The sequence below is a fragment of the Citrobacter sp. RHBSTW-00887 genome (assembly GCF_013728095.1).
Taxonomy (GTDB): Bacteria; Pseudomonadota; Gammaproteobacteria; order Enterobacterales; family Enterobacteriaceae; genus Citrobacter; species Citrobacter braakii.
Window position 1 is genome coordinate 4,174,714 of sequence record NZ_CP056267.1, and the last position, 15,570, is coordinate 4,190,283.

Here is a 15,570-nt window from a genome sequence, read left to right on the forward strand (position 1 = left end):
ACTGTTAAATCACACTGAAAAGGTTTAACTCACTCACTTTGGAGTAGGTTTTTAAGGTGGCTTCCATCGCCATTTCCAGACCGGTAAAGGTAATGGAGGCTGGGCCATAATCCAGATCGCTCAACTGACTGATAAGCTGATCGTTGGAGGTAGTGATATCCGTCTGAGCACTGCTCAGCATGCTCATCGTATTCTGCGTTTCACCAATGGTGGCTATAGAGGCGTTGAGCGCGTCAGAGGCCACATCCACCGTATCAATGGCATTTTGAATATCGCTTTGCACCTGCGGATCGGCAGGGTCAACCGACGGATCCTGTAACTCTTTCGACAGCGACGTCAGAGTGTTCAGAACGTCGAGGCTATCGCCGAAGAAATCGCTGACTGCCACATTGGTATCAACCTCAACGCCATTGGACACCGTGGTCTGGCGATGATCGTCGTTACCCTGATAGGTATAACTGTCGGTCACCCCGTCACCGTCCGCATCTACCGCGACAATGGACGGTTGATCGTTCACCGTCCCGCCAAACACATAGTGACCGTCTTCATCCTGATAATTCAGCGCCGAGACCATCGCTTCGGTCATCGACTGAATATCCTGCCCCAGGCTGGATAACGACTCGGCGGTGTTGGTGCCGTTGGCGGCCTCCAGCAGATCGTCGCGAATCGCTAACAGATCGTTATTCACTCCATCCAGAATAGACTCCTGTTGGCTCATCCCCGCCGAGGCGGAATCAATATTAGTTTGATACTGATCGAGAGCCGATTGCTGGCGGTTAAGCTGGGTGATTCGTGTCGCAGCGATAGGATCGTCTGACGGCAGCAGAATACTTTTCCCTGTCGCCATCTGCGTGACAACGTGGGAAAGATCGCTGGAAAGGTCGTTAAAACTCTGCGTCATAGACACATAGGATTGTTGGGTAGACACGCGCATGATAATAGCCCTCCAGATTAACTACACATTTCCAGCACAGAGTCGAAAATATCTGCGCCCGTTGAGATAACTTTGAGGTTGGCCTCGTAAATTTGCTGGTAGGTAATGAGGTTCACCGCTTCTTCATCCATGCTGACGCCGCTGACGCTGCTCTGCTGGTTCTGTGCTTCGGAGTACACGTTCGCCGCCGCTTGCGCTTCCGTCTGGTTTTGCTGGCTGTAAATACCGATGTTACTGATGATTGATGAACAGGCTTCGCCTACGGTTACGCTACCAAGCCCCTCGATATCTAACGGTTCGGTTGAGAGGTTGATCAGCGCCTGCAGGTTATCGCTGTTGCCGCTTTCATCCGGCGAACTGGAAAACGCCAGCTCATCGGCGGTGATATCGGGGTTCACTTCCAGCGGGCCATCCGAGGAGTTTTCGTCATAAATAAACAGCGGCTCGCCGGGATTTCCGTTCAGGTCGTAGCCCTGCGCCAGTTGGGTGTTAACCGCATCGGCAAACTGCTCTGCCATGCTGTTAATCGTCCCCGTCAATGGCGTCAGTACCTCATTCTGATAATCAAACAGCGCGCCCAGCGAGCCGCCGGTATCAGTGTTCATGGATGACGTGGTTCCGGCGAACGTCAGCGACATGCTCTGCGTGCCGTCGGCGTTGGTTTCCAGTTCGAGGGTGGAACTCTCTTGCCCGCTCACCAACGGCTGACCGTTTTGCAGCGTGACGTTGTAGTTACCTTCATCATCAATATTGACCTGAACATCCATGATGCCGCTCAGTTCTTCCACCATCTGGTCGCGGGCATCGTAGAGCGCAGACGCGTTATCCCCGTTGGCTTCGGCTTCAGTGATCTGCTGGTTATAGCTGGCAATACCGCTGGTCAGCGTATTCACCTGCGCCACCATCGCCTGCTCCTGACTAACGATTTCACTGCTTTGCGAATCGATATAATCGAGGGTGTTATCCACGCGCAGCGCCAGCGCGCCGGACTCGCTGATCACCTGCTCACGCAGAGCAGAGTCATCCGGGCTGGTGGTGGCTTCGTTTAGCGCGGCAAAAAAGTTGTCAAATCCGCCGCTCAGGCTGCTGTTATCATCACTGAGCACGGTTTCCAGTTGAGTTAAATACGTCTGCTGGGTGTTGTAATAGCCGTAATCGCTGGCGGCATACCAGACCTGGTTCACCTGATACTGGTTGGATACCCGGCGAATACTGTCCACCTGCACACCGTTACCCGCACTGTTCGCCGAGCCTGAGCTGGCGCCAATGGTACTGGTGACGGCCACCTGCCGGGTATAACCGTCGGTCATGGCGTTCGCCGTGTTTTGCGCGGTTACGTTAAGCTCCACCTGCGCAGTAGATGCGCCGCTGTAGCCAATGTTAATCATGTCCATCAAAGAGTCCTCGCCGGTCAGTTCCCCGGTCTGTCGTTAACAACCTTGCCGATTAAAAGCGGCGAAAAAACCTCAGTTCTTAAGCCGCCGCGCAACCTTTATCCTTTGTGATGCGGGGAGAGCTGTTTAACGATCATCGCCGCAATCCCAATACCGTGCTGCTGGGCCAGGCTGTTACATAACTGATCGTCGTAAAACCCCTGCATCATGCGCACCGAGTCGCTGTTAAACGGGTTATCTTTGGAGTCGAAGATCTCATTGGTTTTACGCATCTCTTTCAGCATGTTGCGTAAGAAAATGGCTTCAAACTGCTGGGCGGCTTTCTGCAAATCGTTATCTTTAATTTTCGGGCCCATTAACGCATCGCTACCGTCAATGCCCCCGCTATGATTCACTTTGATATCGGCCATTAAATGACCTCCAAATCGGCATCCAGTGCCCCAGCTTCATGCAGGGCCTGTAAAATAGACATAATGTCGTCCGGCGTGGCCCCGAGGCTGTTGAGCGCATTAACCAGCGTTTTCAGACTGCTGGATTCAGGCAGCGTAATCATCCCCGGTCGGGCGTGATTCACCGAAATATTGCTCTGCGGCGTCACCGCCGTACGACCGCCGGCAAAGGCATTCGGCTGGCTGACGTTGCTGCTTTCATTGATGGAAACCGTCAGGCTGCCATGCGATACCGCCGCCGCGTGCAGGGCAATACCATCCCCCATCACCACCGTGCCGGTACGCGAGTTAAACACCACGCGGGCGCGTACTTTTTCTGCCTGAACCTGGACGTCATCTAACTGAGACATAAAGGCAACGCGCGCCCCTGGGCTGGTTGGCGCGCGGACGCTGACGTTGGTCGAGCTTTGTGCCGTAGCAATGCCGCCAAACGAGGCGTTGATCGCCGCCGCAATATTATTGGCATCTTTAAAGGAGGGACGTTTCAGATTAAGCGTAATGGTGTCACCCATCTGGAAGTCGCTGGGAATTTCACGTTCGACCGACGCGCCATTCGGTATCAGTCCGGCAGTGGGGGTATTCACGGTCACGCTGGAGCCGCTAGCCCCGGTCGCGTTCATCCCTCCCACCACCACGCTCCCTTGTGCGAGGGCATAAACCTCCCCATCTGCGCCATGTAGCTGGGTGAGCAATAACGTACCGCCGCGCAGGCTTTTGGCATCGCCAATCGACGAGACCGTGACATCAATGGTCTGCCCACGCGAGTACATTGGCGGCAGCATCGCGCTGACCGCTACCGCCGCGACGTTTTTCACCTTCGGATCGATTTTACCCGGCAGTTGTACCCCGAACTGGCGCAGCATGTTAGTAATAGTTTGGTTCGTGAATTTGACCTGGTTTTTATCCCCGGTTCCGTCCAGCCCCACCACCAGGCTGTAGCCAACAAGTTGGTTTTCCCTGATCCCCTGGACGTTGACCAGCGACTCCAGAGATTGCGCCTGCGTGGTGCCGGGCAGCACCAGGCTCAGGGCGATAACGATGCCGTTTAACGCCTTCATCCAGCGCCCGCTTATGTGTTGCATATTAAAATCCTGCATTAGATCGGGAAGAGAGGATGGTTAAACAGACGCGTCAGCCAGCCCGCCGCATTGGCATCGCTCAATGCGCCACGGCCCGCATAGGAGATACGCGCATCGGCAATGCGCTGCGATGAGACGGAGTTGTCGTTTTGAATATCATCAGCGCGCACCAGACCACTCAGGCGAATGTACTCATCCCCCTGGTTGAGGGTGAGCCATTTTTCACCGCGAATTTCCAGAATGCCGTTCGACTGTACCGAGTGCACCGACACCGTAATTTCGCCACGTAAACTGTTTTGCTGCTGCGAGGTCGCCGTCCCGTTGAAGTCGCGATTGGCGTCCACGGAAGCGGAAAGATTATCTTTGGTATGCCCAAAAAGAGTCGGTGCGCCGATATCAACGGTATTGTTCTTGCCGAAATTGGTTTTCGCCTGTTTGCTCGACTGGGTGGATTCTTCCAGCATCACGGTCAGGATGTCGCCCACCCGATAGGCGCGGCGGTCTGCCGTCAGCGACCACTTGTAACCCGTTTCGAACACTCCTCCCGCGCGACCATCCGCCGTTGGCGGCAACTCGGTTTTGGGAGGAGCAAAGAATTCGTCATTTTTTTTGACCAGGAGGGCCTGCGATTCGCACCCGCTTAACAGGGACAGCAGTACCACCAGCCAGAGATAATTTTTCACGTTCTGCCTGTTTACTTTAAATTTGCCGGATAAGGCGAAGCCGCTATCCGGCATTTCACATTCTTGAATTACAGCGTCTGACTAATAAACTGCAGCATATCGTCTGCCGCAGAGACCATTTTGGCGTTCATCTCATAGGCGCGCTGCACGTTAATCATCGCCACCATTTCGTTGACAATATCCACATTCGAGCCTTCCAGCGCGCTGTCCTGCAAGGTGCCCAGACCATCTTCCCCCGGAATACCTTCCGTCGGTTGACCGCTGGCTGCCGTTTCCAGATACAGGTTGTCGCCTTCGGCTGAAAGCCCCGCCGGGTTGGCGAAATTCACCAGCGTCAGTTGCCCCAGTTCGGTCGGATCGCTGTCGCCGGGCAGGATCGCCGTCACGGTGCCATCTTCGCCAAATGCCACGTTGGTCGCGCCTGCGGGAACATCAATTTCCGGTTGCAGAGGCAACCCCTGGGCGTTGGTTAGCACGCCGTCGGCGTTAATCTGCATATTGCCGTCACGGGTATACGCAATATCCCCGTTGGCCTTTTGCACCTGCCAGAACCCCTGCCCCATGATGGCCACGTTCATCGCATTGTCGGTGGTTTCCACATTCCCTTCGGTGAAGGTTTTTTGGGTTCCAACGATGCGCACACCGCTACCGAACTGCATTCCGGTCGGCATGATGTTGTTTTGATCGAGCATGGCGCCCGGCGCTTCCTGAGTCTGATAAAACAGATCCTGGAACATCACGCGGTCACGCTTAAAGCCCGTGGTGTTGACGTTGGCGATGTTGTTGGCAATCGCACTCATCTCAGCATCCTGCGCCGACAGGCCGGTTTTACTGATCCATAACGCTGCGTTCATAAAACTTTATCCCTGATTAAAGGCTACGACTCAGGAGCCGCGTAGCAGCCTGTTGCCGGAGTCGCTGAGATCTTCAGCGGTTTTCATCATCTTGATTTGCGCTTCAAACTGGCGGTTCATCGCAATGGACGACATCATTTCGCTCACCGCAGACACGTTACTGCCTTCCAGAAAGCCGCCGCTTACTTTGATGTTTTCATCGCGCTGGGCCGGTACGCCATCCGCCGTCACCAGCATTCCCTCGCTGTTTTTCGCCAGATTGGCGACCGGGATATCCACCAGCTTCAGCCGATCGATATCCATCGTGGCGGTAACATCACCGTCGTCAGGCGTAACCGAGAGCGTGCCGTCGCTGCCGAAAGAGGCAATCGCGTTCGGCGGCAAAATAATCGGGCCGTTATCTCCGAGCACCACGTTACCGTCGATGGTCAGCTGACCCTGATCGTCTTGCTGAATATTGCCGTTGCGGGTATAGACCTCGTTTCCGGCTTTATCCTGCACGGCGATATAGCCCGTCCCCTGAATGGCGACGTCCAGCGGGCGCTCGGTTTTTTCCGCCACGCCGGTGCTGTCATTGACGCCGCTGGGACTTTCCTTCGCCATAAAACGCGTATCAAAACCACCGCCCTTCACTTTGTCATTACTCGCCATCGCCATATCCGCGCGAAAACCATTGGTGTTGACGTTGGCGAGGTTGTTGGCGCTAATTTGCTGCTCTTGCAACGTCTGGGTGGCGCCGCTCAGCGCGGTATAAATCAACCGATCCATTTCTTAGCCTTACATCGCCTGGAAGAGAGCCTGATCCAACTGCGTACTGGTGGAAATCACCTTGGTGTTCGCCTGGTAGTTACGCTGGGCGGTCATGAGATTGACCAGTTCGTTGGTGATATCCACGTTAGAGCTTTCGAGCATGCCGGAGGAGAGCGTGCCGCAGGAGCCGGAGCCGGGCGTGCCTATCAGCGGCGTACCGGATTCGCCCGTCTGTACCCAGCCAGTACCGCTCACTGCTTCCAGTCCGTTCTCATCCGGGAAGGTGGCGAGTACAACCTGGCCCTGCAGCATGCGCTCACCGTTGCTGTAGGTGGCGTACACTTTACCGTCGTCATCCACCTGCACGCCGTTTTGTGTCGCAGAGGCATAACCGGTGGCGGCGTTGGTGGTGACCGAGAAATCAGAGCCGTACTGAGTACAATCGGAGTAGTCAATCGTCATTGAAATCGGTGCGGCTTCATCGGTGGTGAAGGTGATGGTTTGCGGCGTGGTTGGAGCCGTCAGCTTGCCGGTATTTGGGTCGAAGGTCAGCGTAGTCGGCGGTACACCGCTCTGCGCTTCACCATCAAAGGTGTATTGCACTTCCCAGGTGTTATCCGCCGTTTTAGTAAAGTACTGGCTAACCGAGTGCTCATTACCCAGCGAGTCATACACGGTGGTGGTGTAGCTGTCGGTGTAGGTATCGCTGTTGTTGGCATCAAACGGCACGGTTGCGCGATCGATCGTTTCATCACTGGCGTCAAAGTTTGCCGTGAAGGTCATGCTGTCCGTAGCCTGCGCCGGGATGTTGCCGGTTTTAATCTGGATATCGGTAACGGTGCCGGTTTGCAGCGTGCCGCTGTCATCAACCGGATAGCCTTGCAGGTAATCGCCGGACGCATTGACGATATAGCCGTTTTTGTCCGTCACGAAGGAACCCGCGCGGGTATAGGAGATGTTCCCGGCGCTATCGCACATAACAAAAAAACCATCGTCGTTGATCGCCAGATCCAGCGCATTACCGGTTGAAACCATAGAGCCGCCGGTGGAGATGCTTTGTGCCGAACCCGCCACGCTCACGCCCATCGCCTGCGTTCCGGCATACATGGCGGAGAACTGGGTGGTCATCGATTTATACCCGACCGTCCCGGAGTTTGCGATGTTGTTACTGATGCCATCAAGCTGTTCGTTGACGGCGTTCAGTCCCGTCGCTGCAATTTCATAACTCATTGTTTCTTCCTGTAATGTAAACGAGATCAGATCACGGTGTTGCTGTCGGCGTTATCGCCGCCGTCGTCAGTATCCGGCGGCGTGATGTCATCAGTGCTGTCCGGAACGCCAAACTGGGTGATCATGGTGAAAGGCACTTCGCCAACGCCGTCAACGTTGAGCACTGGCGTGCTGCCATCGAGCGGAATACGCACATCTTCCACCGTTCCCGTCACCTCAATCGGCACTTCCTCTTCCCCGGTATTGGTCACCACGGATACGCTGTAATCGCCCGGCGGGATGCCGTAATCCGCAGGATTGATGTCGAAATCAACCTGGCCGGGCCCGACGGAGGTTCCACCTTCCGGGATCAGCGACACGGTGTAGTCATTACCGGCTTCATCGGTAAAGTGCAGATCCACATCGGTACAACTGTCATCCAGCGTCACGCGTCCCTGGATCTCTTGGCTGTTGTCTTCGATATCCAGCGAGGTGGTTTGCACCATGATGTCGTCGCCGACCATATTCCCCAGCGCCATCACCTGAATGTTGCTCATCAGTACGGCATTGGTGTTCGCCTGGACGCTCATCTCTTCCATCATGGCAACCTGCGCCATGGAGGAGAGCTGATCGATATAGGCCGTAGGATCGGTTGGATCGGTCGGGTCCTGGTTTTCAATTTCAGCCACGAACAGCGTCAAAAACGTATCAACCGCGGACGTTTCGGTGGACGTTGTCGTGGTTGGAGTACCGCTTGTCCCGCTGGTATTCGTTGTTGACGACGTTGAGGAAGAACTGCTGTCTCCCAGATTGCTGCTTTGCGCCGTGGCGCCGACGTTATTTTCAGCCACCGCCGTATTCTCCGAAGAAGGAGCCTGCGCCTGAGATTGGGCATACAGAGTCAGGGTATTCATTACACTTCTCCCAGTTTGAGTAAGCTTTGCTGCATACTTTTGACGTTATTCAGCACATCAACGTCGGTTTCAAAATCACGTGAGGCGGACATCATGTCGGCCATTTGCTCGACCACATTGACATCCGGATACCAGACGAAACCGTTCTGGTCCGCCATAGGATGGTGTGGCTCATAACGCTTCACCGCCCCGCCGCTTTGCATGACGTCCTGTACCTGTACGCTGGCACCATCAATGGCATGGCGGTTATGCCCTCCCATCAGGCTATTGTGGTAAACCGCGGCAAAAACCGGGCTGCGCGCCTTATAGGCCTGCGCCTCGCTGCTGGCGGGAGATTCCGCATTCGCCATGTTGCTGGCGACGGTATTCAGACGGATGGTTTGCGCCGTCATCGCCGAGCCGGAAATCTGGTAAATATCAGTAAACGACATGGTTATTTCCCTTCGATGGCCTCTTTGATACCGCTAAGTTGCAGGTTCAAAAAGGTCAGACTGCTTTGATAATCCATACTATTTTGTGAAAACCGGGCCTGCTCGGTATTCAGCTCTACGGTATTGCCATCCTCTGAGGGCTGCATCGGCACACGGTATTTCACGTCAGCCTCGGGCAGCACATTTGTGCGACTTGCCCGTTGCATCTCAGCGGCAAAATCAATATCTTTAGCTTTGAAATTTGGTGTATCGACGTTTGCCAGATTCGCAGTCAGTAGCTCGGTCCTCTCAAGACGCAACTTCACTGCCTGCGGATGTACACCCAATGCCTGCTGAAAACTGATTCCCATTTCTTACATCACTCCTGCGTAGATATCGCTGTTATTAGCAATATGTATGCCAACTTTTAAGTGATTGATGAGAAATGACTTTATGAAATTCCCCTTCGACATAAGGAAGCCTTCTTTCCCCTTTGCCGCGGAAATAATGCTGGCGTTATGCTGTGTCTTACCCGTACATGCCGCCGTCCATCCCATTCAGCACAGCGCCCGGGAACAGATCAACGCGCGGGTCATAACTGCCGCCGGTCATGAAATTGACGCGCTGGCGAAAAAACAGCAGTGGCAGGACTATCGCTACACGTTCAACGTCTATATTCCCTCAACGGTGAGCACCAGCGCGCTATGCGCAACAGCGCCCCAGGTCACCTCCAGCACATCCCCAGGAATGGCCCTGACGCGAATGAACTTTGTGGTCAGTTGTCCGGGCAGCGCGGGCTGGCAATTTAACGTTGCGGTACGCCCCGACGTGTCGGTGCCGGTAGTGATGCCAAAGTCGTTGATTGCCCGGGATACGGTAATTACGGCCAACGACCTGCAGCTTAAAAAATTCAATATCAGCAACCAGCGGGAAGGGTTAATGACAAATATGGATGAGGCGATTGGTCTCACCAGCAAGCGCGCCCTGCAACCGGGCAAACCGATTACCCGGAGCGAACTGGTTCAACCGGTGCTGGTCAAACGCGACCAACCGGTGATGATCGTCTCCCATACGGCCGGAATTACCGCCTCGATGCCGGGCGTGGCGTTGAAGAACGGGCGCAAAGGGGATGTGATAAAAATTCGCAACAGCAGCAGCCAGCGGATCATTAGCGGGATGGTGGACGATATCGGCGTGGTCACCACACTGACGGCTGAGCAGTGAAGGGATTTTTTGTGATGGGATTAAAGTTTTCCTCTCTTACCGTCGCTTTTAGCCAATAACAGATAACCAACCCAACGAAATATGTACGAGGTTGCTATGAAAATTACCCCGACTCTGCCAGGCGATCGCCCTGCATCTACAACCGGGCAGACGCGTTCAGACAAGAGCAGCACGCAGACCACTACCTCCAGCGCCGCGACGCTTTCCGCTGACGATATTACTCAGGCGGGATTGCAAACGGCGCAGCAAACGCTGAACAGCGATCCGCAAAGCGACGTTGATTACGACAAAGTGGCGCAAATGCAGGCCATGCTGGCCGCAGGCGACATGCAGGTTGATACCCAGCAACTGGCTGGTGACATGCTCAGCTTTTTCCAGAAATAAGAGGCCAAAATTGTGAGTACCAGGCTACAGCAGGTGAAAACGCTGCTTCAGGGTATCCGGGAGGACGGGACGCGATATGACGCGCTCAGACACCAGTTGGAACAACAACGTCTGTGCATGATCCGTCGCGCCAGTGAAGAGCTGTTGGCGGTCAATGAGACGATTCAACAGCATTATGAGCAGTTGCAAAACAGCAGCCAGCAGCGCCGCTCAATCCTGCAATTGCTGGGCGTAAGCGTCGATCGTGCAGGGATGGAACAGGTATTTAGCTGGTTGCCGGGCTTACAGAAAAATGCCGCAAAGAGTTGGTGGCAGAGCCTTGAGCAAAAAGCGAAACGCTGCAAGACGTACAACGAAAAAAACGGCGAGTTGCTGATCCGCCAGTATGAATTTATTCAGACTTTTTTAGGCACCGAGCCGGATTTTATTTACCAGCGCTAAACCTTCCTTCCCTGACGCGGAAAACGACTTTCCGCGCATGCCCTAACTAATTGATATAAAGACAATAAAAATTCAGGCATGGATATTGCAGATGTAGCCAGATTATGAATTTAGGGATTGCTGAGAACACATTATGAGTATGATTGATTGTTATGAACCTGACTTTGTCCGGTTGTTTTTATCCCACCATCCGGATTCCGCTTTGCTGGCCGAAATGCGCTGGAAAACGGAAGTACGACAGAGTCTGGTATTAACCGATCCGGCCAGCTGTCAGGCTGCGTTAGGCGATCCCAACGCCTTTGTGCTGCATACCTCGCAATGTGCAGCCGATGCGGACAGCCCGGCGTTATCTCCACGCGATCAGGTACTTAATCAATCTGCTCTGCATACCATCACGCTCCCCGGTTTGTCGCCGGAACTGCGCTTGTATGCGCTGGGCATCATGCTCTCTTTTTCCGAGAAATGCCCTGGCGACAGCGATCCTATGCTTGATAAATTGGCCTCGCTGCCGCAGGTTCTGGCCGCCCATGCGCAAAGCGGAAAACTGCAGGAGCAGTTCGCGCAACTGCCCAGCCTGCCCCAGCTGCAGCGGGAGCTGATCACCCAAATGGGCAGTTGTGAGTTCAATTGGGATCTGTTGCCGGAAAGCACGCGCAAGCTGACCTTACCTCTGCAGGTAAGTCTGCTGATGCTCCAGGATGCAAACAGTGAAGCTATGCTTCAGCAGCAGTTGCAGGATCAGTGGTTAAATACCTATGAGCGCTACTTTGCCCATGACGCATGGATATTCAGTAACTATCTGATTTATCGCCTGTATCACGATACCTTCCCCCAGCACGAGAGTGAAAGCGCGCTGTTGCGCTTCTTCTGGCTGGTGGCTGACATCTTTATGCTTCGCACCCTATTTTGCCTGTGGACAATGGATGATTCCACGCTGAGCCATGACGAAATCTACGCCCTTTTCGCGCTGTTTGAAGCGTGGCGCAACAGCGAGAATGCCCGCTCGTTGCGTCAGCATATTCTGGATATGTTGCCGGGAGATCCTCTGCTCTCGGCGTTCTCCCTGATTACACGTTAGCGCCTGTTGGCCGGGTACATACCCGGTCCTTTTTCGAATCGCGAATACACATCACCATGTCTGAATCCTCCAAAGCACGTTCCGCCCTGACCGGCATCGTTAAAACGCTCGACACTGGTCGCGAAAAACCGTTTGTCAGCGTCATTACTCCCACGTGGAACCGCGGCGCTTTCTTACCCTATTTGCTGTATATGTTCCGCTATCAGGACTACCCTGCCGACCGCCGGGAGCTGGTGATCCTGGATGATTCCCCACAAAGCCATCAGTCAATCATTGACAGGCTGACGCAGAATCACCCGGAGAAATTCAATATTCGTTATATCTACCATGCGGAAAAACTGACGCTGGGAAAAAAGCGCAACATGCTCAATGCGCTGGCGTTAGGCGAATATATTCTCTGTATGGATGACGATGATTATTATCCGGCGGATAAGATCTCCTACACTATCGACATGATGCAGCGCCACCGGGCGTTGATTTCAGGTTCCGATCAGATCCCCATCTGGTATAGCCATATCAACCGCGTGTTCAAAAGCCGCAGCTTTGGCCCGCAGAACATTCTCAACGGCACCTTTTGCTACCACCGCAACTATTTAAAAAAGCACCGTTACGATGATGAATGTAACTTAGGCGAAGAGGAAGGATTCACTAATCAATTCACCGCGAACCCGCTGCAATTGCCGGGCGAGCGCACCATTATTTGTATCTCGCACAGCCAAAATACGTTCGATAAAGACTTTGTGCTGGGCAGCAGCGAGCCGCTGGAAACCTCGCTGGCACAGGCGATTACAGACCCGATGCTGAAAAACTGGTATCAAAGTCTGCATAACGCCACCCATCATCAGCCGATCCAGTGGGATTACATCGATCAGGTGGTGATCGTGAATCTGGACTCACGCCCGGATCGTTTAGCACACATCCAGCAAGAGCTGGCGTTTCTCAATTTCCCGGCGCAAAAGATCACCCGCCTTGCGGCGTCCGTTGCCACTAACGGCCAGGCTGGTCGCCGCCAGTCCCATCTGCAGGCGCTGCGACTGGCACAGCGTAACGGCTGGAAAAACTACCTGCTACTTGAAGACGATAGCGTGATCCTGAAGCAGGAAAAGCATATCCGGGTACTCAACTCGCTTCTGAACGCGTTGCCTGGCTTCCCATGGGAAGTGGTTATCCTCGGCGGAGAAATTAAACAAGGCCGTGAACTCAAAAGCCTCAATGGCATGATCCATGCCCGCGACTGCAATAAGGTTTGCGCCTATCTGGTCAACAGCAGCTATTACCCGGTGCTGGCTCAGCAGATGGAGCATGACCTCTCAGATACGCCCGAAGGGCAATGGCAGCCGCTGCTGCGTGAAGGGAAATGGCTCTCCTGTTATCCGAGCATCTGCTATCAGCGCGCGGGATACAGCGATATTGAGAATAAAGAAACCGATAACATCGGTTACTACTTCAACAAAATCAATAAGAAGCCCGCCACCGTCAGCACGCTGGTAAGCAACCCGCTTCCTACGGCATCCACGCAGATAGATGCCATTGGCTTCTATATGGAAACCTCGCTGCACTACGCGGTCTACCGCCCTATCATTACCTCGCTTCAGGCGATGGGCCATACCTGCTCGCTGCTGGTCAGTGACAAAATACCTAAATCGTTTCTGGATGAGATGACCGCGACGATTAAAGCCATCAACGACCCTGCGCTCGGCGGTACGCGTCTTTCAGCGGTCATTGAGAACCGTCAGCGCTTCCGGTGCCTGGTCAGCCCTTACTACACGCCACTGCTGAACGGGCTGGCGGATACCCATGTACGCACCCTGTATGGCCTGGCGAAAGAAGAGTGGAATCATGCCTGGTGGAACGCCTTTTATCACCGCATCCTGTGTTACAGCCACTATAGCCAGCACGCGCTTGATATCGGTGGCAGCGCCAAAGTGGTGGGCAATCCCCGTTTCGATGAGTGGCATAATCACACTTACGATACTGCGCTGCCAAAAAGCCTGAAGCTGAATGCGAAAAAGCAGACCATCCTGTATGCGCCAACCTATGGCGCGCTAAGCTCTCTCCCTCACTGGGCGGAACAGCTCAGCCGGTTAAGTCATGAATACAATGTCGTCACCAAACTACATCATGGCACCCTGCACAGACCGGAAGAAGCCACCTCTCTGGCGCTGGCGCAGCGCTATTTAAAAAACCGAATTGACGATCCACAGCATCTGCTGGCGCTTATCGCGCAGGCGGATTACGTCCTGACGGACAGCAGCGGCTTTATTTTTGACGCCATTCATATGAATAAACGCGTCATTTTACTGAGCTGGCCAGAGATGCCCTTGCTGCTGGATGGTCAACAAAGTTTCTCTAACCCTGACAGCGCTGATCAGCGTATTCGCGATGTTCTCCCGGTGGCACAGGATATACAGACGTTGCGCCACGCCCTGTCATCCGCATTTGACTGGGCTGGTCTGGAAGCGCCATTGGAGGAGATTCGCCACCATTATTGCGATGCGTTTAGGGATGGTCAGGCGGGGAAACGGGCGGCTCAGGAGATCGTAGAGCTCATCGATGCGTCGTCCCAACAGCAGAGCAATACGTTACTGCTTAGTCTGCAACAGAAGTTATTTAGTTGATAACACAATAATTTTCGCCAGAGATTACGCTATGCCAACGCCTTTAGTGAGTATTATCGTTACCAGTTATAACCACAGCGCTTTCCTCGAAGAGGCGCTGGATAGCGTCTTTAACCAGACATGGAAAAATACCGAAGTCATTATCGTTGATGATGCGTCTACCGACCGGTCCGTCGATATCATAAAAAAATACCAGCAGAAATATCATTGCAAAACGATCCTGCGGGAGACCAACTATTATTCGCAGAAGGATAAAACCGGCGACAAACCCATCATCGAAGCCATGAACATGGCTGCGGGAAAATATATTGCCGTGGTCGACTCGGATGATCTCATTGTTCCTACCAAAATCTCTCATCAGGTTAATGTTTTAGAGAAAAACCCACACTGTGTAATGTGCTATAGCGCCATTCAGGTCATCATGCCTGACGGTTCGCGTTTTCCCTACAGCGATCTATTTCTTGATGGCGACGTTTTTCATCATCTGCTGGTTTCCGGGAATCTTAGTCTCTATATCGGCTCGTTAATCCGCCGCGAGGCTTACCTAAAGATTGAGCGTTCCGATCCACATCTGGTGCAGGAAGACTGGGACATGTTTCTGAAACTTTCCCGGCAGGGGCATTTTATTTCAACTCGGCGTTTAGTGGCTTACTACCGTCGACATGACAATAACACCTGGTACAGAAGAGATAACAGCAAATTAATGTACCGAAACAGGATGATGATCCTGAATCAATGGAAACATGAAGACGCCTGGGTAGAAGCGATGAACAGCCGCTGGAAACAATATGCCCATCCCGATCATACGCTGGCCAAACAAGATATTGACGATCTGTTGATTGAAAGTCCAACCGACCCTTTGTTGCATTTCCAGGGGTTTATTGCGGCCATTCACAATAAAGAAGTCAACAAAGCGCAATATCATATTATGCAAGCCATCATCTATTGTGACGTTCGTCTGGAGATATTACCTCAATTGTATTTTGCGGCGTTAAAAAGCATTGCTGACAGCAAAATAAAAAGCACGCTTCTTACTAGTCTCAAGACCAGATTACCAGAACATTATCAACAGATTAGTGAACAATTCACTCAGGACCTTTAGCAATGAAACAAGCAGAACATAACCTTATCACTGTCACTAAACCCGTC

The 15,570-nt window shown here is 53.3% G+C and carries 17 protein-coding genes; 6 read left to right on the forward strand and 11 right to left on the reverse strand.

Annotated elements, in window-relative coordinates; translation table 11 throughout:
• Positions 1-4: 4 nt before the first annotated feature.
• The 11 genes from flgL to flgB form a co-directional block, all read right to left on the reverse strand.
• The gene (gene flgL, locus HV314_RS20005; RefSeq protein ID WP_181546535.1) at positions 5-934 is read right to left on the reverse strand and encodes a flagellar hook-associated protein FlgL; all 930 of its coding nucleotides are present in this window, start codon (positions 932-934) and stop codon (positions 5-7) included.
• Positions 935-951: 17 nt separating this feature from the next.
• Positions 952-2,328 (reverse strand): flagellar hook-associated protein FlgK, encoded by a 1,377-nt coding sequence (flgK, locus tag HV314_RS20010; RefSeq protein ID WP_047498449.1) that lies wholly within the window; start codon positions 2,326-2,328, stop codon positions 952-954.
• 98 nt (positions 2,329-2,426) lie between these two features.
• Positions 2,427-2,729 carry a rod-binding protein gene (locus HV314_RS20015; RefSeq protein ID WP_029139422.1) on the reverse strand — a complete coding sequence of 101 codons (303 nt, stop codon included), beginning with the start codon at positions 2,727-2,729 and terminating at the stop codon, positions 2,427-2,429.
• A gap of 8 nt (positions 2,730-2,737) precedes the next feature.
• Positions 2,738-3,859, reverse strand: coding sequence for a flagellar basal body P-ring protein FlgI (locus HV314_RS20020; RefSeq protein ID WP_016151847.1), 1,122 nt, complete (start codon positions 3,857-3,859; stop codon positions 2,738-2,740).
• Positions 3,860-3,873: 14 nt separating this feature from the next.
• Positions 3,874-4,539 carry a flagellar basal body L-ring protein FlgH gene (gene flgH / locus HV314_RS20025; protein WP_049040809.1) on the reverse strand — a complete coding sequence of 222 codons (666 nt, stop codon included), beginning with the start codon at positions 4,537-4,539 and terminating at the stop codon, positions 3,874-3,876.
• Positions 4,540-4,607: 68 nt separating this feature from the next.
• A complete protein-coding gene (gene flgG / locus HV314_RS20030) occupies positions 4,608-5,393 on the reverse strand; it encodes a flagellar basal-body rod protein FlgG (protein WP_019076088.1) in 786 nt (261 codons plus the stop codon).
• A gap of 30 nt (positions 5,394-5,423) precedes the next feature.
• A complete protein-coding gene (locus HV314_RS20035) occupies positions 5,424-6,161 on the reverse strand; it encodes a flagellar basal body rod protein FlgF (RefSeq protein WP_016151844.1) in 738 nt (245 codons plus the stop codon).
• Positions 6,162-6,170: 9 nt separating this feature from the next.
• Positions 6,171-7,373 (reverse strand): flagellar hook protein FlgE, encoded by a 1,203-nt coding sequence (gene flgE, locus HV314_RS20040; RefSeq protein WP_016151843.1) that lies wholly within the window; start codon positions 7,371-7,373, stop codon positions 6,171-6,173.
• A 26-nt stretch (positions 7,374-7,399) separates the two neighbouring features.
• Positions 7,400-8,266 (reverse strand): flagellar hook capping FlgD N-terminal domain-containing protein, encoded by an 867-nt coding sequence (locus HV314_RS20045; RefSeq protein ID WP_181546537.1) that lies wholly within the window; start codon positions 8,264-8,266, stop codon positions 7,400-7,402.
• Complete coding sequence (gene flgC, locus HV314_RS20050) at positions 8,266-8,697, reverse strand: flagellar basal body rod protein FlgC (RefSeq protein WP_016151841.1); 432 nt, start codon at positions 8,695-8,697, stop codon at positions 8,266-8,268. The genes HV314_RS20045 and flgC overlap by 1 nt, the downstream gene beginning before the upstream one ends.
• 2 nt (positions 8,698-8,699) lie before the next feature.
• Positions 8,700-9,047, reverse strand: a complete 348-nt coding sequence (flgB, locus tag HV314_RS20055; RefSeq protein ID WP_016151840.1) for a flagellar basal body rod protein FlgB — start codon at positions 9,045-9,047, stop codon at positions 8,700-8,702.
• Between the two features lie 82 nt (positions 9,048-9,129).
• Between flgB and flgA the strand changes: the two genes are divergently transcribed.
• From flgA to HV314_RS20085, 6 genes are all read left to right on the forward strand, one after another.
• A complete protein-coding gene (flgA, locus tag HV314_RS20060) occupies positions 9,130-9,900 on the forward strand; it encodes a flagellar basal body P-ring formation chaperone FlgA (protein ID WP_181546538.1) in 771 nt (256 codons plus the stop codon).
• A gap of 96 nt (positions 9,901-9,996) precedes the next feature.
• A complete protein-coding gene (gene flgM, locus HV314_RS20065) occupies positions 9,997-10,284 on the forward strand; it encodes a flagellar biosynthesis anti-sigma factor FlgM (protein ID WP_016151838.1) in 288 nt (95 codons plus the stop codon).
• A 12-nt stretch (positions 10,285-10,296) separates the two neighbouring features.
• A complete protein-coding gene (gene flgN / locus HV314_RS20070; protein ID WP_181546540.1) occupies positions 10,297-10,725 on the forward strand; it encodes a flagellar protein FlgN in 429 nt (142 codons plus the stop codon).
• A gap of 133 nt (positions 10,726-10,858) precedes the next feature.
• Positions 10,859-11,803 (forward strand): lysine-N-methylase, encoded by a 945-nt coding sequence (locus HV314_RS20075; RefSeq protein WP_181546542.1) that lies wholly within the window; start codon positions 10,859-10,861, stop codon positions 11,801-11,803.
• Between the two features lie 56 nt (positions 11,804-11,859).
• On the forward strand, positions 11,860-14,421 hold the full coding sequence (locus HV314_RS20080) for a glycosyltransferase (protein WP_181546544.1): 2,562 nt from the start codon (positions 11,860-11,862) through the stop codon (positions 14,419-14,421).
• Positions 14,357-15,523 carry a glycosyltransferase family 2 protein gene (locus HV314_RS20085; RefSeq protein WP_142417615.1) on the forward strand — a complete coding sequence of 389 codons (1,167 nt, stop codon included), beginning with the start codon at positions 14,357-14,359 and terminating at the stop codon, positions 15,521-15,523. Before HV314_RS20080 ends, HV314_RS20085 begins: the two co-directional genes overlap by 65 nt.
• Positions 15,524-15,570 lie beyond the last annotated feature (47 nt).